Raw genomic sequence first — 16,610 nt, 5'->3', positions numbered from 1 at the left:
TTAGATTAACTCTTTTTTAAGAATTTACTAAATTAGCATACAAACTAAAAGAAAATGAAGGTTACTAAAATTATTGAAAATATATTTAAGAACTATTTACCTTCACCTTTTACAATTGCAATTTTAATTACTCTTTTTACATTTTTGTTGGCATTTTTTTTCACAAAACCAGAGACTAGTGCTTTAGTAAATTATTCAATAGAAGTTTTACAGTTTTGGGAGAATGGAATTTGGTCTAATAACCTGTTGGTTTTTGCATATCAAATGATGTTGATATTGGTTTTAGGTCATGTTTTAGTGTTAAGCAAACCTGTAAGTAAGGCAATTTTAAGTATCACAAAATATTGTACAAATACAGCAAATAGTGCAGCAATCATTGCTTGTTTAACGATGCTAGTTGCTTTTTTTAATTGGGGTTTAGGATTAATTTTTGGAGCATTATTAGCTAGAAAAGTTGCAGAACATGCACAGCAAAAGAATTACAAAATTAATTACCCAATAATTGGAGCAGCTGGTTATGTTGGTTTAATGGTTTGGCATGGAGGAATTTCTGGTTCAGCACCAATAAAAATTAATGAAGATGGGCATATAAAAAACATCATGCAAAATATATCTTCGGATGAAATTTTACAACAAATACCAAGTATAATTGATTATTCTGAAACTGTTTTTAGCTGGTGGAATTTACTAATATTTTTTACAGTTTTAGTAACTGTATCTTTGACATTCTATCTGTTGGGTAAAAAAGCAAAACTTACAAAAATTAATTTACCTATTTATCAATTTGATAAAGGTATAACCATAAAAACCAAAGCAGAAAAGTTAGATAATTCTAAATTTTTAGGAATTTTATTCGGAATTATTATAATTATTACTTTTGGTATTCGCTATTTAGATGATATTAAACAACTAAAAATCACACCTAACTTAATTAATTTTTTGATGTTAGGTTTAGGTTTGATTTTACATGGAAGTTTTAAAAAATTTACAAATGCAGTAGGTGAATCAATATCTGATATTTCTGGAATTTTAATTCAGTTTCCTTTGTATTTCGGAATTATGGGAATTATGAATCAATCTGGAATGGTAAATCAAATTTCAGATTTTTTTGTATCAATCTCGACAGAAACTACACTGCCAATTTTTACATTTTTTAGTGCTGGTTTGGTTAATATTTTCGTACCAAGTGGAGGTGGACAATGGGTTGTTCAAGGGCCAATTGTTGTAGAATCTGCTTTAAAATTAGGTGTTCCTTTACCTAAAGCAATTATGGCTTTAGCCTATGGAGACCAAATTACAAATATGTTACAACCTTTTTGGGCTTTACCATTATTAGGTATTACCAAATTAAAAGCAAAAGAGATTTTACCTTACACTTTAATTGCAATGGTTGTTGGAGCAACAATTTATATTTTAGGCTTGTTATTAATTTAGTATGATATGGCTCACTGACAAAATACAGTTTCCATCTTATGGACTTGCAACCAAAGAAGGCATTATAGCTTTGGGTGGAGATTTATCTACAGAGCGATTAACATATGCTTATAAAAATGGAATTTTTCCTTGGTTTTCAGAAGGAGAACCCATTGTATGGTATTGTCCACCAGAAAGAATGGTGTTGTTTCCAAATGATTTAAAAATTTCTAAATCGATGCGAAAAATTATCAATAAAAACAAGTTTAAAATTACAGAAAATAAGGCCTTTGAAGAAGTAATCTATAATTGTAAAAATATTGATAGGAAAGATGGTTTTGGAACTTGGATTACTGATGATATGGAACAAGCTTATATTAAGCTTCATAAAAAAGGAGTAGCAAAATCTATAGAGGTTTGGCAAGGAGAAGATTTAGTTGGTGGTTTATACGGATTGGAAATAAATGATATTTTCTGTGGAGAAAGTATGTTTAGTAAAGTGTCTAATACTTCTAAATTGGCTTTTATACATTTAATTAACTGTAATAAATACAAATTAATTGATTGCCAGATTTATAATAAACATTTAGCAAGTTTAGGTGCTAAAGAAATTGATAGAGATTTGTTTTTGAAGATTTTGAAAAATGAAATTAGATAATTGGATTTTTTCTAAACACTTCTACTATAAATCATATTTTTTTACAATATTTAGATAAATATCAATTAGTCACCAATTTTTATAAATTACTCGTCTTAACTCAAATAACTAATTATATATGTTGCTGATTTAAGTTCTTATAATTCAGTTTTATATTTTTAAGAGTAGATAGAGTATATTATTGATTTTTTAAATATTTTTCTTTTTGTATTTCTTCTAGCCATTTTTTAGAGATATACTCACTCTTTTGGATTCTAGAATCTACATTTTTAAAATAATCATTAGTAGCCCACATTATTTGAGATTTCCATTCAACATTTATGTAGCTAAAAGCTTTAATGACATCTTTATTGTCTTCAATAGTTTTAAAAAAAGGGATAAACCATTTTTCCCAAACCAATTTAGCTTCCTTTTGATTACTTAAGTTTGCATGAAAATTACCAAATTCATCTTTTAAAACTGGGCAAGCTTCTGCAATAAAAACTGGTTTGTTGTTTTTTCTTGCAAAAGTCAACATTTCTGTATCTGGATTGTTAAAATAAGAATATCCACACCAATCTACATATTCATCTCCTGGATACCAATCTTCTAACACTTTTTGGTTTGAACCTGTTCCTTTAGATTGCCATACAAAAGCAACATTATTTACCTCCATTTCTTTAAGAATATGATGTATTCTTTTAAAAGCTTTTAGGTAATATTTCTTCTTGTAATTGTTCCAATCCCAACCATCAAACTCATAACCAATTCTTAAAAAGACAGATCTTTTTGTACTTTTAATCCATAAACCTAGTTCTTTTATCAAATTATCGTGTTTGCCCTTTGCCACATTTTTATCATGATTTACCATTGATAAACCAATGGAAAGCATTGTGTTTTTAAACTTTGGATTATCTACATAAAATTGCAAACATGTATCACCTGCACCCCAATTTGCTTTGGTTTTTGTGCCATCTAAACCTTTTATATAGTAACTAAATGAGTAATCTCCAGGAGATAAATTAGTGTAAGCAGTTATTCCTGCAGGAATATTAAAGGTATCTACATAACCAGCATTATAATTTTCAAAACCACCAACAGCTTCTAAATCTTGACCAATAAAAAATAAGACTTTACCATCATTAGGCTCAAATTTATTGGATTTCATTTCTTGCTTTTTTTGTTGATTAAAACTCTTTGCGCAGAGAAAGATAGATAACAATATGATAAAATTGTATTTCAATTTAGCATTAATTTTAACTTTTACGAATTTAAGCAAAAACAAACAACCATCTCTAAAATGAGATGGTTGTTTAACCAATAAGATTTTTTTACTTAAAGTTTTTTTATTAAATTTTCTAATTTTGTCGTTTTTCTGCCTTCTTTTTTTCCTGCTTTAATTGCTATTTGTGCTACTCTTTTGGTATCTTTAATATTCCCAGACTTATGTAATAAAAGAGCATAAGTATCTAAATAATCATATTGAGGTTCTTCATCAGTAACCTCTTTCATCCATTTTAAACAATGTTGAATTACTTCTTTATCTTCACATTTTAGATATACTTCCCAACTAAAATGATTGGCATATCCATTACTAAATTTCCTCTCTTTTTTTAATTCTATATAAATATCTAATAGTTCACTCCATTTATTTTGAGATTTTAATAAATCTTTTTTAGCACTGTCTATTATATTTTTAGCACTTTCTTTATTTAAAGCTTTCTTAACATAGGCTTCAGCTTCAATAAATTTTTCATTATTTTTTTCTAAAATAGCTTCGTCAAACCTACCAAAAGCTATTGAAAACATTAATTTTTTTACATCTGTCTCACCAAAAAGATTTATATATTTTTCCTTATTATTAAGAACAGTATATGCGATTTCTTTAGATGTTTGGCCTCCAAAATAGGTTAGCGTAGAAAAATATTCTTCTGAAAATTTATTTTTATGAGTAACCCAATATTCATTTAAATCTGCTGGATTAAGTTTCGTATTTGTTCTGTTTACAAAATCTACATAAAATTTTGGGTATTTAGTAGCATCTATATCATTTGAATAACCTTTAATTACTTTATTTTGATTATTAAGAACTATACTCTCATTTTTAAAATCGAGAACACTTTTACTTAATGTTTTAAAATTACTCCCTGCAAAACCGTATTTTCTATTTAGTACAAATCCCTCGTTATTCAGTATTAAACCTGTTGGATAGCTACTAATATGATGTTTTTTAGATAAGTGAAAAATAGTATCGTTTTCTGCATTGTATTTTAAAAGTATAAAATCACGTTTAAGGATATTCTTTATGGAGTCATTTTGAAATATTAGTTTATCTAACTTTTTGCAAGGTGCACACCAAGTTGTATAAAAATCGATAAAAATTAACTTATCTTTTTTAGAAGCTATTTTTAAAGCTTGTTTATAATTTTGATCAATTACTATAAAATCTTCAGATAATTGAACTTCATTAGAAATTAAAGATTGCGAGGATTTTTTTTCATTTTTACAACTAAAAAATAAAATGAAAATTATAAATACAAATGTATATTTCATGATAATTATATTTTTCGCAAATAAATATCGCCACTAATAGTGTTAAGATTTAAAGACGCAGTTCCTTGATTAATTTTTGCATGAATTTTAGAACCATAACCCTTCTTCTTGTTTTTATCAAAATCGATGTCTAAATCAGAATAAATACCTCCTGATAAAGATTTTGCAGTAAAAGTTGCATCAGAAATATAAATATCGATATCGCCACTAATCGTTTTTAAATACATGTCTTTAGAATGTTTTTTTATAGTGATATTACCACTAATTAAATTTAAATTTAAAACCCCTGCATAGCTTTCAGCTTCTACGCTTCCTGAAATACTTTTCACTTTAAGGTTCATGTTTTTTGGCACATAAATTACATAGTCTACAATATTACTATGTCTGTGACTATGACAATCATCATCATCTTTTTTACTTTTATCATCATTATCATGACTATGCTTATGAGAATAATAACTTCTATATTTCTTAAAATACTCCCCATAATCTGATATTACAGTATAATAACCACCAACATTTTTTGTTTTAAAGCTAAAGTAATCATTGTGTTTATTATCATCAATATTAACAGTAGCTTCTACTGAAATTTCATTTTTATTCCAATTTTTAACAACAATATTGTTGGCAAATTTTACATTTACTAAAACATCGTCTATACCATTAGATTTTGTGTTTTCTGTAATTTTTTTTTGAGCTGCTAGGTTGTTAAAAATCAATAACAATCCTATGAATAAGAGAAATCTTTTCATTTTGTATATTTTAATTAAGTGAGTTGATTATTTAAAGCTGAACTATAAAATGCTAGTTCAGCTTTAAAAGTTTGGTTAAATTTTACTTTTTACGTAAATAAATATTACCCATTGATGATTTAATATAGATTTTTACACCACCACCATTTAATTTAGAAACAATACTTTTTCTACCACTTACATTTTTTAAGCCTTTCTTTTTTGGTATTTCAAAATCAAAATCTGTGTACACTGTGCCTTGAGTTCTTAATTCTAAATCGGCTTTAGTGTTTGCAGGTAAAGCAATATCAATTTCTGATACTGAAGAACTAATTGTTATAGGTGATTTTTGGCTTACTACATCAAAATCAATATCAACTTTAGCAACATTAGCATCTATAGTAATTGGACCAGTGACATTTTTCATTTCTACTTTTCCAATATTTGAAGAAGCTTCCACCTCACCAGTAAAACCCTCAACATAAATAGAGCCTAAATTTCCAGAATCTAAAGAAACATTCATGGTTTTAGGTAGTTTCATAGATAAACCACGTCTTTGAAAATGAGATTTTAAATCGTTAACATATAATACACCATCTTCTTTGTAAATTGAAAAGCCAAATCCTTTAGTGTTATCTTTTCCTCCTGGATAAACAGCTGTTAACCCTTTTCTTTTGTCTTCTTTATTTTGTTTTCTTTTTTCTCTATCACTTCGTATACTCCAGTGAACATTATCCTTGTCTTTTTTAGATTTTGTTTCCGAAATAATAAATTGATTAGTAGTGCCCACTTCTAACTTTATAGTTGTATTAGATGATAATACTACTTTTTTTATTCCTGTTAAATTGTATTTAAACTCTTTATTCTGTGCAGAAATTGTTGCACCAACAAATAAGATGATAACAAATAATTTTTTCATGATTTCTTATTTTTTATAATAAACTTGATAAATTTAATTTTAGTTGTTGTTTTACATATTGAGGAGTCTCCTCGTTGTCGAGCATTTTTTCCATAGGTTTAATTGCTCTTTTTTCTTGTATATCAGATAAAATTTGAATTACTTCTAGTTGAATAGTAGGGTTTTTATCCGTTTCAAGACTTTTTATAAAAGCATCTCTTACCATTTTTTCTTCTGAAAATTTACTTAATGCTTCTGCTGCAGCCAGACGCACATTGGTATTTTTGTCAAAAAACAAACGATTGATTAATGCTTTTAAAATTTTTGTATCTTTTATAGAAAAATCTTCTGTAGATATTACTGCTTCTATTCGTTTGCTTGCAGAATTATTTTCTAATAAAGCCAATACTTGGTTTTGATTGTTATTTACTTTAGATTCATTTGATTGATATTTACCTAGTAAAAAAGCACTTAATACGATTACAATACTTGCAGCAATCCTTAAAAATTGTTTCCAGTCTGTTTTGGGTTTCAATTGCACAACTTTTGGTTGTTGATTTTCGATTTCTTGTGCTAACATTTTATCGAAACTCAATTGTAAATTAGCAGAAGGAGTTTCCATTTTTTCACTGTTTAGAATGTTTAAAAATGAATTTAATTCTTCTAATTCTTTTCTTAAAGTTTCCGAATTTTTTAATTGATTTTCTACGTCAATTTTATCTCCATTAGAAAGAGAACCCTCTAAATATAAACTCAATTTGTTTGTAATATCATTCTGCTTCATTATATTTCTGTTTGAAAATAAATTTCCTTTAACTTCTTAATAGCTCTATGCACTTTCACTTTTACAGCATTTTCTGTACTGTCAATTATTTGTGCAATTTGCTCATATTTTATTTGCTGAAAACGATGCATTACAATCAATTCTCTATCAGAATTCGATAATTGTAATAACGCTTTTTGCAAATGATCTAACTCTTCTTGATTACTTTCAGAAACTAATGTTTCATTAGCACTCAAGGTATCATCATCAATTAAATTTGAACGTTCTTTTTTTGTTTTTTGATAATGACTAGAAAAAATATTGCGAGCAATTGTATATATCCAAGCTGCAAAATTTCCACTTTTATAAGATGTTCTGTATTTAATTACTTTTATAAAAACATCTTGAGTTAAATCTTCACTAACCATTTTATTATGAACCATTTTGTTGAAAAAGTTATACATACGTACATTATATCTTTCAAACAGAATTGTTAACTGCTCTAATTTGCCACTGGCAATTTGTAACATGAGTTCTTCGTCAGTTAAATGTTTCAACGATTGTTTTGGTTAGTTTCTATTATTAAAACCATCAATTTACAAAAAGGTTACATTTAGAATTAAATTTTTTTGCACAAAAAAAATCCTGAACAAAAAGTTCAGGATTTATACACACGTTTACTTTAAAAAATGAATTATTTTTTAGAAAGTAAATCTCTTATTTCGGCTAATAAATCTTCTTGACTTGGGCCTTTTGGAGCTTCTGGTGCTGGCTCCTCTTTCTTTTTAGTAGCATTTACACCTTTTACTATCATAAACATTACAAAAGCTACAATAATAAAATCGATTACGTTGGTAATAAAATCGCCATATAAAACAGCAACCTCACCTGAAACTTTTCCTGTTGCATCTGCAACACCTTCTTTAACAATCCACTTCATGTCTTTGAAGTCTGCATTGAAAATTAGGCCAATAAGTGGAGAAACAATTCCACCTGTAAATGAAGTTACTACTTGTTTAAAAGCAGCACCCATTACAAAACCTACTGCAATGTCAATAAGGTTTCCCTTCATTGCAAAATCCTTAAATTCTTTAAGCATTCCCATTTTTAATTGATTTTTAATTTGTTAGTGGTGCTAATGTACTAATTTTTTTTATCTCTTTAACACTTTCTTAACACGTTGAGAAATGGCTGTTAAAGTTTCATATACTATTGTTTCTGAAACTTCTGCAATATGTTTTAACATTTCTTGGCTGTTAAAAACGATAACTTCATCACCTTCATTGCAATCAATTTTAGTAACATCAACCATAATCATATCCATACAGACGTTACCAATAATTTTAGCTTTCTGATTATTAATAAACACATATCCCTTTTTGTTTCCAAGTTTTCTTGATAAACCATCTGCATGACCCACAGGAATTGTAGCTGTTTTAGAATGTTTTTTAGCAACAAAAGCTCTATTATAACCTACAGTTTCTCCGGGTTCTATTAAATGAATTTGAGAAATAATTGACTTTAAATTGTGTGTGTTTTTAAGTTGAGCAGTTTCTTTTTCGTCGTTTCCAAAGCCATACAAACCAATGCCAATTCTAACCATATCAAATTGAGCTTTTGCATAATTTACAACTCCAGAAGTATTTAGAATATGTAATAAGGGTTCATAGTCGAGATGCTTATAAAATTGTTTGGCTATATATGCAAAATTATTTAGTTGATTTATGGTAAACTCCTTTTCTTCTAAATCTTCACTAGCTGCTAAATGAGAAAATAGCGATTGTACTTTTACATGATTGGTCTCTTTTAGCTTACTAATTATAATTGACAAATCATTATGCCAAAAGCCCAACCTGTTTAACCCTGTATTGAATTTAATATGAATGGGATAATTCATTAAAGGGGCTTCATCTGCAAGTTTTAAAAACGCATTAAATATTTTAAAATTATATAAATTAGGTTCTAACCTGTACTCTACAATAGTTTGTAGATTTTGTATTTGAGGGTGTAGCACTAAAATGGGTGTTTTTACTTTAGCCTCTCTTAGAGCAATACCTTCATGAGTGTAAGCTACAGCAAAATAATCTACTTTGTCTTGTAGGAATTGAGCCACTTGCACACCATCACTTCCATAACCAAAAGCTTTAACAACAGCCAATATTTTGGTGCTAGGTTCTAATTTTTGTTTAAAATAATTTAGGTTATGCTCTAAAGCATTTGCATCAATTTCTAGAACAGTTACATGATTGTTCATATTTGTGCTGAATTTACTTCAGTATCATCTGAACTTGTTTCAGAACCTTTTAAGTTAGATTCAGAATTTTCTTTTTGCTTTTGCAAAGCTTTGTAATAAGCAGCTCTACTTAAGGGTTCATATTCTTGAGTTTCACCTAATAATACCAAATCATCATTTTGTGCTTTTCTAAAACTATAATGAGCTAAATTTCCTGTATGTGTACAAACTGCATGTACTTTGGTTACATACTCTGCAGTAGCCATTAAAGCTGGCATTGGGCCAAAAGGTTTACCTTTAAAATCCATATCTAAACCAGCTACAATCACACGAATTCCTCTATTGGCTAAATCATTACAAACAGCAACAATTTCATCATCAAAAAATTGAGCTTCATCAATACCAACAACATCAACATTATTGGCTAATAATCTAATATTTGACGAAACTGGCACAGGAGTTGAACGAATTCTAGAATCGTTATGAGACACTACTTCTTCGTCATCATAACGTGTATCTACTGCAGGCTTAAAAATTTCTACATTTTGTTTGGCAAATTGTGCACGTTTTAGACGTCTAATCAATTCTTCTGTTTTACCAGAAAACATAGAACCACAAATTACTTCTATCCAACCAAATTGTTCTGTGTGATTTACAGTATTTTCAAGAAACATTTTGTAATTTTAAGCGTTAGAATTTTATAATTTTATTTAATTTTCGGCGTTTACAAATTTATAAATATTTAGCAGTAAATAGTAACTATAACAAACAACTTATGCACAAAAAATTAGAAGCAGATTTAATTAGTTTAGCACACAGCATTTTAAAAATGAAAAATAAAGAAGATGTATTTGCGCTAAAAGATAAAGCTAAAGATGTTTATGAAAAGTTATCAATGCTAGCATTTGTAGAAGAATATGTTAATGTTACTCCTAATTTAAACGAAACAAAATCTGAACTTGAAGAACAAGTAATTACCGCTTTTGAACTAAAAGAAAAGCAAATAAATTCTGAAATGAATCAGGGTAATGTTTTAACAGAAAGCGAAGATGAAAAAATTATTTATAATTTAATTGATGAACCAAAAGAGGAAGAAAAGCAAGTTGTTATTGAAGATAAAAAAGAGGTAATAGAAACTAAAACAATAAAAGAACCTAAAGTAGAAGAAATTATAGAGCAACCTTTTGATGAGCTAGAAGAGCTTATGTTTGCAGATAATACTACTGCAACCAATTTTAAAAATGATGTAAAAGATGTTGGAGAAAAGAAAACACCTACTTTAGAAGACGAATTGCAAGATACCATTTCTGTTGATGTTATTGCAGATTTGTTTGAAAACGCACAACCAAAATCTTTAAATGATAAATTATCTGCAAATATTCAGATTGGACTAAATGATAGAATTGCTTTTGTAAAACATCTTTTTGAAGGTGACCAAGAAAACTATAATAGAGTAATTTCTCAATTAAATACGTTTAAGGCAGAAAAGGAAGCTAAAAAGTTCATTAAAAATATGGTAAAACCAGATTATGATTGGTCTAATCAAGAAGAATTAGAAACTAGGTTTATGGAAATTATAACACGTAAATTTGCCTAAATAAGTTTAAAGTTTAGAGTTTAAGATTCAATATTGATGCTTCAAACTTCAAACTTCAAACTTCAAACTTAATTATTTGAAACCAATATTAATACATACCCACTTTCACAAACGAAAAACAGGAGTCACTAGAAGCATAGAAAATGTACTCCCTTTTTTTGATGATGAATTTGAAACTTATGTCTATGGTTCTAATATTGATGGAAAACATATTACTACTTCAAAACTAAAATCCTTTTTATTTTCTGATGCTAAAATTGTGGTGCATTGCCATAGAAACAATGAGATTTTAAAAATGCTTTGGTATCGAATTTTAGGAGCAAAATTTACTTTAATAGCTACAAGACATGCAGAAACCAAACCATCATCGCTTACAAAGTTTCTTTTAAAAAAAGCAGATAAAGTTGTTACACTTATTAAAACGATGAGTGCCAATTTAGGCATACCAAACACCATAGTTGGTCATGGAATTAAGGTTGATGAATTTATACCAAATCCAAAAGCAAAACTCAAAAACGTTGCTCAAAAAAATATTATTCTAAATGCAGGTAGAGTTCGTAAAGCCAAAGGTCAAATCATTTTATTAGAAGCTGCAAAAGTTCTGCAAGATCATAAAGATTGGGCTTTGGTAATTGTTGGCAAATCTGATAAACCAAATTTTTTAGAAGAACTCAAAGCAATAGCCAAAAAACATGGTTTTGAAAATCAAGTACATTTTATTGACGAAACTAGAGATATTATTAAATATTATCAAGCATCAAAAATAGTAGTAGCACCAAGTTTTTCTGAAGGTTTTTCTCTGGTAACAGCAGAAGCAATGGCTTGTGAATGTTCTGTAATTGCTACAAAAAATGTAGGTGTGCATTCAGAATTAATTACGCATAATAAAAATGGATACCTGTTTGAAGCAGGGAATAGTGAAGAACTACAAACATTACTTAAAAAAAGTATAACAGCAAAAATTCCCCATTTAGGAAAACAAGCTAGACAAGAAATTTTACAAAATTGGAGTGCCAAAAAAGAGGCAGAAAAATTGATGAAAATATATAAAAACTAAAATTTTTTATTTTTTCATTTCTTCAACAACCTTTTTACTATTACCAATAAAAATTTGGTTATCAATTATAAAAACTGGGCGTTTTAAAAAAGTGTATTCTTGCAAAAGGTAATCTTTGTAGTCAATTTCAGATAAATCTTTGTTTTTTAAATCTAATGACTTGTATAGTCTTGCACGTTTGTTAAATAAAGCTTCATAACTTTTAGAAAGTTGGTACATTTCTTCTAATTCATTAGCTGTAATAGGGTTGGTTTTTATTTCTTGCTGTTCAAAACCTTCTAAATTTAGGTCCTTTAAAATTCTTCTACAAGTATCACAAGTTTTTAAAAAATAGACTTTCTTCATTTTTTATCAATTATATTTACAGTATCAAAATTAATGATAAAAATGAATACTCAATTTGATATTTTAAGAAAATCTAGAGAACTTGTTATTAAAGAATTAGAAGGGTTAACTCTAGAGGGAATTCATAAAATCCCTGAAGGTTTTAAAAATAGTATTGCTTGGAATGTGGCACATTTGGTTGTAACACAACAATTGTTGCATTACAAATTATCTGGACTAAATCCTTTATGTACAGACGAGTTAATTGAAGCACATAGAAAAGGAACATCGCCAACAAAAACTTTTACAGCAGAAGAATTTGAAGAGGTAAAAGAGTTGTTAGTTGCCCTACCAAACACATTAGAAGAAGATTATACTGCAGGCATTTTTAAAAATTATACAGAATACCCAACAAGTACAGGTTTTGTGTTGAGTTCAATAGAAAATGCAATACCTTTTAATAATTTTCATGAGGGGATTCATTATGGAATTATAAGATCAATCAAGAAATTTTTGTAAACTTTTGTCTTTTTTTAGACTATAGATAGAAATATATAAAACATGAAATTTAATACCAAAACAATTCACGGAGGTCAAAAGCATGAAGAAGCTACAGGTTCTGTTATGCCTCCAGTTTTTTTAACATCAACATACGCACAATCCAGTCCTGGCCAGCATAAAGGTTACGAATATTCAAGGGGAGCAAACCCAACAAGAACCGCTTTAGAAAATAGCTTTGCAGCAATTGAAAACGGTACACATGGTTTTGCATTTTCATCAGGTTTATCTGCAATTGACTGTGTTTTAAGAACCTTAAGTCCAGGAGATGAAATTGTAGCTGGTGATGATTTGTATGGTGGAACTTATAGAATGTTTACTCGTTTGTTTAAAAAATATGGTTTAGAATTTTCTTTTGTGGATATGAATTCAGTTGCTAATGTTACTGATGCCATTACAGAAAAAACAAAATTAGTTTGGCTAGAAACACCAACAAATCCGTTAATGAAAATTGCTGACATAGAAGCGATTTCGTCAGCTGTAAAAGCTATAAATTCAGATATTTTAGTTGCAGTTGATAATACATTTGCGACCCCTTACTTACAACAACCATTAAGTTTAGGTGCTGATATTGTTATGCATTCTGCAACTAAATATTTAGGAGGGCATAGTGATTTAGTTATGGGAGCTTTAATGGTAAAAGATGCAAAATTAGCAGAAGAGTTACACTTTATTCAGTTTGCAGCAGGTGCAGTAGCTGGGCCAATGGATTCTTTTTTGGCTTTAAGAGGTATTAAAACACTACATATTAGAATGCAAAGACATTGTGAAAATGGAAGGGCAGTTGCTAATTTTTTAAAAAATCATCCAAAAGTAGGAGAGGTATATTACCCAGGTTTTGAGGATCACCCTAATCATGAAGTGGCTAAAAAACAAATGAAAGATTTTGGAGGCATGGTTTCTTTCCGTTTAAAAGATGAGAGTAGGGTAGCTGCATTTCAATTTTTAGAAAATACACATGTATTTACTTTGGCAGAATCTTTAGGAGGTGTAGAAAGTTTGGTAAATCATCCAACAACAATGACTCATGCTTCAATACCAGAACCAGAAAGGTTGAAAATAGGAATTACAGATTCTTTAATTCGCTTAAGTGTTGGTATAGAAGATGAAGAAGATTTACTTGCAGATTTAGATCAGGCTTTAAATTTATAATTAAGTACACCTTCTATTAGATTATAATAGGTGGAAGGTGTTTTATACTTTAAAACCTAGATTTTTTTCTAGGTTTTTTTAGAATAAACTTTCTTTTTAATTGAAAATATATTATTGCTCCAATAATTGGAATAAAAAATACAATTAAAAACCAGATTCTATTTAATCTATCATTTTCAAATTTTGTTTTAGTAATATCATTTATCGCTTTAAACCAAAGTATAATTGTTAAAACAATAAGGGTAATAAGGGTTAGGGTTTTCATAGTTTACTCAATGGTAAAATTTTCTTCCAAATAAAAGTTGGCTCTTAAATTATAGTTGTTTATGGCTTGATGGTATATTATTTTTTCTGGTTGAATGCGTTGTAAATAACTACCTGTATCCCATTTTCTATTATTATTCTTATCGATAATAACTCTAATGGTATATTTTTTAGGTTCTAATAAATCAAAAATAACCTTGTTAGAAGAGTTTGTAAACTGGCGTTCAACAAGTTCATTTTGTTCTCTACCAGTTAATAACTCTACAATAGTATTTTTATTATTAGTGTTATTTAAATTGATAGTAATTCTACCATAATCATCAATTTTTTTGGTAACAAAGTTATACGTTAAGGTATCATTTTTAATATCAAAAATATCAGTAAATGTATTTGGTAATGCTGTAAGTTTATATTTTTGACTAGGTTCTTTCTTAAAAAGAATACCAATTTTGTTCTCTTTTTTAGAACTTAAAATAGTATAGTTTACAGCTAAAGTATCTTTGTCAAAAAGTGTTATTTTGGTAGTGTCAATTTTAACAATTGGATTATTACTATTAACAAAAAAAGTATCTCTAAAATGTAAAACACTTTTAATTGATGCATTTATTGCTAAAGAATCTAATTTTTTCTTACGCAATCTAACAGTAACAGTATCAATATAATCAGCGTTAGAAATGGTGAAATTTAAAGAATCAGTTTTAAAAGGGCTAAACCAATAATTTAGCGTGTCTTTATCAGTTTCATACTTGGCTATACTTTTAAAATCTTTTGGGACATCAGAAAGAAGGTCAACTTTTAAATCTCTCAATCCACCTTCAAAACCAAACTGAATTTTACCTTTAGTAATTTCTTTGCCTCTTTTAAATTTGTAAGGTTGATTTTCTTTAAACAAAACAATTGGCTTTTTTATAATACTATCTCTAGGTAATTGAATAGTATCTGCAACAAAACCAATTTTATCAGTTTTAGAATTAAAAATATAATCACTAGAAGATTCTTGTAATGCTAACATTAAGTATTTACCCTCTTTTAGATTGGTAAAGTTAAAAAGTGTAGTATCTAAAGTACTTGTAATATAGTTTGGTTTTTGTTTATAGATAATTGAATCTCTAAAAGAAGTGTCTAGTTTGTAGAGAAGAACATTAATATTTTTAGGAGCTTCAACTAATTTAGCATCTACTATTGAACCAGACGTTTTGAGTGAATCTATATAGCTTCCTGTAGAAAAAACATATTTAAAATTTTCGAGTTTATTTCCTTCATTATTATCTTGAACTGCGTTACCAAAGTTAAAAATGTAAGTTGTATTCTTTTTAAGTGTATCTAAAATCTCTATTTTAATAAAATCGCTTGCAGAACCTTGAGGAGAAACCAAAGGAGGATTTTTCATAGGTGGTGATACTACGAATTGCTTGTTCAATTCTTTTAGAACGATAAACTCATTAAATTCTAGTTTTACCTTGTCTTCGTTAAAATTTGTAGCCCCATAAGGTGGATTTGCAACTACAAATAAAGGTGCTTTTTCATCTTTAGGGCCACCATCAGGTCTTCCTGTTCTTGCACAGTTTGTAAAAAGTGATGTAAAAAAAAGAATAAAAAGGAGTCTATAAACGATTTTCACAAAAATAATTTACTGCAAATTAACGATTAATTTTTCAATATAAAATCATAAACTTTTACGCTGTGTAAGCAATAGTTAAAATACTTATTTTACAATGTTTAGATTTTTGAAATTGTTTGGCACAAGCTACCAAAGTAGCACCTGTTGTAATAACATCATCGATAATTAAAACATGTTTATTGTTAAAATATTTAGGTTGTTTCAAAGAAAATTGTGTATCAACATTAGTAAAGCGTTCAAAACGAGATTTAAAGGTTTGTGTTTTAGTTGATGAAATTCTAACTAAATTATTTTCTACAAGCGGAATCTGTAAATGGTAGCTTAACCTTTCTCCAAATTTAGTTACTTGGTTATATCCTCTTTCTCTAATTTTTTTAGAATGTAAAGGTACAGGTATTATAACATCTACATTTTTAAATTCTTCATTTTCTTTTAAAATTTCTCCTATCCAATTGCCAAAAAATATTCCAATGTCTTCATTATCTTTATATTTTAACTCATGTATTAGCTTTTTTGCAATTCCTTTTTTTGTGTAAAACAACAAAGCAAATGCTTTTTCAATTATAACACTGCCATAAAAAGTATGTAATATTTTATTATCACTGTAATTTGTAATGTTTGTTAGGGGCAAATCGTGCCTGCAAATTGTACAAATAGTGTGTTCATTTTGTAGTAACTTATCTTCACAAATAGCACATAAATCTGGATAAAATATCTGTACTAGATTTTTTAAAATTTCTTTCATAAGTAATAGCAATTCAACCTAAAGATAATAAAATTAGCTATACAGATTGTTGTTTTTTTAGTTG

At 28.2% G+C, this 16,610-nt stretch carries 19 protein-coding genes; 6 read left to right on the top strand and 13 right to left on the bottom strand.

Features of this window, described 5'->3' with window-relative positions; genetic code table 11:
* The first annotated feature begins 54 nt into the window (after window positions 1-54).
* Window positions 55-1,434: a short-chain fatty acid transporter gene (locus BTO18_RS10960; protein WP_105016257.1), complete on the top strand. Its 1,380-nt coding sequence runs from the start codon at window positions 55-57 to the stop codon at window positions 1,432-1,434.
* A 1-nt stretch (window position 1,435) separates the two neighbouring features.
* Entirely contained in the window at window positions 1,436-2,071 is a 636-nt protein-coding gene (aat, locus tag BTO18_RS10955) for a leucyl/phenylalanyl-tRNA--protein transferase (protein WP_105016256.1), read from the top strand.
* Window positions 2,072-2,249: 178 nt separating this feature from the next.
* On the opposite strand, the gene BTO18_RS10950 is transcribed toward aat, so the two are convergent.
* From BTO18_RS10950 to BTO18_RS10910, 9 genes are all read right to left on the bottom strand, one after another.
* Window positions 2,250-3,218: a glycosyl hydrolase gene (locus tag BTO18_RS10950; protein WP_146106917.1), complete on the bottom strand. Its 969-nt coding sequence runs from the start codon at window positions 3,216-3,218 to the stop codon at window positions 2,250-2,252.
* 167 nt (window positions 3,219-3,385) lie between these two features.
* The gene (locus BTO18_RS10945; RefSeq protein ID WP_105016255.1) at window positions 3,386-4,603 is read right to left on the bottom strand and encodes a thioredoxin family protein; all 1,218 of its coding nucleotides are present in this window, start codon (window positions 4,601-4,603) and stop codon (window positions 3,386-3,388) included.
* Window positions 4,604-4,608: 5 nt separating this feature from the next.
* Window positions 4,609-5,355: a DUF4097 family beta strand repeat-containing protein gene (locus tag BTO18_RS10940; RefSeq protein WP_146106916.1), complete on the bottom strand. Its 747-nt coding sequence runs from the start codon at window positions 5,353-5,355 to the stop codon at window positions 4,609-4,611.
* Window positions 5,356-5,437: 82 nt separating this feature from the next.
* Window positions 5,438-6,253 carry a DUF4097 family beta strand repeat-containing protein gene (locus BTO18_RS10935; RefSeq protein ID WP_105016253.1) on the bottom strand — a complete coding sequence of 272 codons (816 nt, stop codon included), beginning with the start codon at window positions 6,251-6,253 and terminating at the stop codon, window positions 5,438-5,440.
* A gap of 13 nt (window positions 6,254-6,266) precedes the next feature.
* Window positions 6,267-7,016 carry a HEAT repeat domain-containing protein gene (locus BTO18_RS10930; RefSeq protein WP_105016252.1) on the bottom strand — a complete coding sequence of 250 codons (750 nt, stop codon included), beginning with the start codon at window positions 7,014-7,016 and terminating at the stop codon, window positions 6,267-6,269.
* Window positions 7,016-7,552 carry an RNA polymerase sigma factor gene (locus BTO18_RS10925; RefSeq protein WP_105016251.1) on the bottom strand — a complete coding sequence of 179 codons (537 nt, stop codon included), beginning with the start codon at window positions 7,550-7,552 and terminating at the stop codon, window positions 7,016-7,018. Before BTO18_RS10925 ends, BTO18_RS10930 begins: the two co-directional genes overlap by 1 nt.
* A 137-nt stretch (window positions 7,553-7,689) precedes the next feature.
* Window positions 7,690-8,094 (bottom strand): large-conductance mechanosensitive channel protein MscL, encoded by a 405-nt coding sequence (gene mscL, locus BTO18_RS10920; RefSeq protein ID WP_105017558.1) that lies wholly within the window; start codon window positions 8,092-8,094, stop codon window positions 7,690-7,692.
* Between the two features lie 54 nt (window positions 8,095-8,148).
* Window positions 8,149-9,249 (bottom strand): alanine racemase, encoded by a 1,101-nt coding sequence (alr, locus tag BTO18_RS10915; RefSeq protein ID WP_105016250.1) that lies wholly within the window; start codon window positions 9,247-9,249, stop codon window positions 8,149-8,151.
* Entirely contained in the window at window positions 9,246-9,902 is a 657-nt protein-coding gene (locus BTO18_RS10910; protein ID WP_105016249.1) for a thymidine kinase, read from the bottom strand. The genes alr and BTO18_RS10910 overlap by 4 nt, the downstream gene beginning before the upstream one ends.
* A 101-nt stretch (window positions 9,903-10,003) precedes the next feature.
* Here BTO18_RS10910 and BTO18_RS10905 point away from each other — a divergent pair, with 101 nt between their 5' ends.
* Both BTO18_RS10905 and BTO18_RS10900 read left to right on the top strand, forming a co-directional pair.
* Window positions 10,004-10,825, top strand: coding sequence for a DUF8457 domain-containing protein (locus tag BTO18_RS10905; protein ID WP_105016248.1), 822 nt, complete (start codon window positions 10,004-10,006; stop codon window positions 10,823-10,825).
* A gap of 76 nt (window positions 10,826-10,901) precedes the next feature.
* Window positions 10,902-11,882 (top strand): glycosyltransferase family 4 protein, encoded by a 981-nt coding sequence (locus BTO18_RS10900; RefSeq protein ID WP_105016247.1) that lies wholly within the window; start codon window positions 10,902-10,904, stop codon window positions 11,880-11,882.
* Between the two features lie 6 nt (window positions 11,883-11,888).
* Here BTO18_RS10900 and BTO18_RS10895 read toward each other — a convergent pair whose 3' ends face one another.
* Entirely contained in the window at window positions 11,889-12,227 is a 339-nt protein-coding gene (locus tag BTO18_RS10895; RefSeq protein ID WP_105016246.1) for an arsenate reductase family protein, read from the bottom strand.
* Window positions 12,228-12,269: 42 nt separating this feature from the next.
* Between BTO18_RS10895 and BTO18_RS10890 the strand changes: the two genes are divergently transcribed.
* Both BTO18_RS10890 and BTO18_RS10885 read left to right on the top strand, forming a co-directional pair.
* Complete coding sequence (locus BTO18_RS10890) at window positions 12,270-12,725, top strand: DinB family protein (protein WP_105017557.1); 456 nt, start codon at window positions 12,270-12,272, stop codon at window positions 12,723-12,725.
* A 42-nt stretch (window positions 12,726-12,767) separates the two neighbouring features.
* A complete protein-coding gene (locus BTO18_RS10885) occupies window positions 12,768-13,916 on the top strand; it encodes a cystathionine gamma-synthase (RefSeq protein ID WP_105016245.1) in 1,149 nt (382 codons plus the stop codon).
* A 49-nt stretch (window positions 13,917-13,965) separates the two neighbouring features.
* Here BTO18_RS10885 and BTO18_RS18180 read toward each other — a convergent pair whose 3' ends face one another.
* Genes BTO18_RS18180 through BTO18_RS10870 form a run of 3 tightly spaced genes read right to left on the bottom strand, consistent with a single transcriptional unit; the run spans window position 13,966 to window position 16,546 of the window.
* The gene (locus BTO18_RS18180; protein WP_105016244.1) at window positions 13,966-14,181 is read right to left on the bottom strand and encodes a PLDc N-terminal domain-containing protein; all 216 of its coding nucleotides are present in this window, start codon (window positions 14,179-14,181) and stop codon (window positions 13,966-13,968) included.
* Window positions 14,182-14,184: 3 nt separating this feature from the next.
* Window positions 14,185-15,801: an Ig-like domain-containing domain gene (locus BTO18_RS10875; protein ID WP_105016243.1), complete on the bottom strand. Its 1,617-nt coding sequence runs from the start codon at window positions 15,799-15,801 to the stop codon at window positions 14,185-14,187.
* 55 nt (window positions 15,802-15,856) lie between these two features.
* Entirely contained in the window at window positions 15,857-16,546 is a 690-nt protein-coding gene (locus BTO18_RS10870; protein ID WP_105016242.1) for a ComF family protein, read from the bottom strand.
* Window positions 16,547-16,610 lie beyond the last annotated feature (64 nt).

Source organism: Polaribacter porphyrae (assembly GCF_002954685.1).
Taxonomy (GTDB): Bacteria; Bacteroidota; Bacteroidia; order Flavobacteriales; family Flavobacteriaceae; genus Polaribacter; species Polaribacter porphyrae.
Note: the sequence above shows the minus strand (reverse complement) of the source record. Positions and strands in the feature narration are given on the sequence as shown.

What these genes read in the sequence shown, in the direction of transcription:
- BTO18_RS10935 (WP_105016253.1), bottom strand. Translation starts at nt 6,253, where the DNA reads ATGAAAAAATTATTTGTTATCATCTTATTTGTTGGTGCAACAATTTCT.
- BTO18_RS10910 (WP_105016249.1), bottom strand. Translation starts at nt 9,902, where the DNA reads ATGTTTCTTGAAAATACTGTAAATCACACAGAACAATTTGGTTGGATA.
- BTO18_RS10945 (WP_105016255.1), bottom strand. Translation starts at nt 4,603, where the DNA reads ATGAAATATACATTTGTATTTATAATTTTCATTTTATTTTTTAGTTGT.
- BTO18_RS18180 (WP_105016244.1), bottom strand. Translation starts at nt 14,181, where the DNA reads ATGAAAACCCTAACCCTTATTACCCTTATTGTTTTAACAATTATACTT.
- BTO18_RS10890 (WP_105017557.1), top strand. Translation starts at nt 12,270, where the DNA reads ATGAATACTCAATTTGATATTTTAAGAAAATCTAGAGAACTTGTTATT.
- mscL (WP_105017558.1), bottom strand. Translation starts at nt 8,094, where the DNA reads ATGCTTAAAGAATTTAAGGATTTTGCAATGAAGGGAAACCTTATTGAC.
- BTO18_RS10870 (WP_105016242.1), bottom strand. Translation starts at nt 16,546, where the DNA reads ATGAAAGAAATTTTAAAAAATCTAGTACAGATATTTTATCCAGATTTA.
- BTO18_RS10905 (WP_105016248.1), top strand. Translation starts at nt 10,004, where the DNA reads ATGCACAAAAAATTAGAAGCAGATTTAATTAGTTTAGCACACAGCATT.
- BTO18_RS10950 (WP_146106917.1), bottom strand. Translation starts at nt 3,218, where the DNA reads ATGAAATCCAATAAATTTGAGCCTAATGATGGTAAAGTCTTATTTTTT.
- alr (WP_105016250.1), bottom strand. Translation starts at nt 9,249, where the DNA reads ATGAACAATCATGTAACTGTTCTAGAAATTGATGCAAATGCTTTAGAG.
- BTO18_RS10930 (WP_105016252.1), bottom strand. Translation starts at nt 7,016, where the DNA reads ATGAAGCAGAATGATATTACAAACAAATTGAGTTTATATTTAGAGGGT.
- BTO18_RS10895 (WP_105016246.1), bottom strand. Translation starts at nt 12,227, where the DNA reads ATGAAGAAAGTCTATTTTTTAAAAACTTGTGATACTTGTAGAAGAATT.
- BTO18_RS10940 (WP_146106916.1), bottom strand. Translation starts at nt 5,355, where the DNA reads ATGAAAAGATTTCTCTTATTCATAGGATTGTTATTGATTTTTAACAAC.
- BTO18_RS10885 (WP_105016245.1), top strand. Translation starts at nt 12,768, where the DNA reads ATGAAATTTAATACCAAAACAATTCACGGAGGTCAAAAGCATGAAGAA.
- BTO18_RS10960 (WP_105016257.1), top strand. Translation starts at nt 55, where the DNA reads ATGAAGGTTACTAAAATTATTGAAAATATATTTAAGAACTATTTACCT.
- aat (WP_105016256.1), top strand. Translation starts at nt 1,436, where the DNA reads ATGATATGGCTCACTGACAAAATACAGTTTCCATCTTATGGACTTGCA.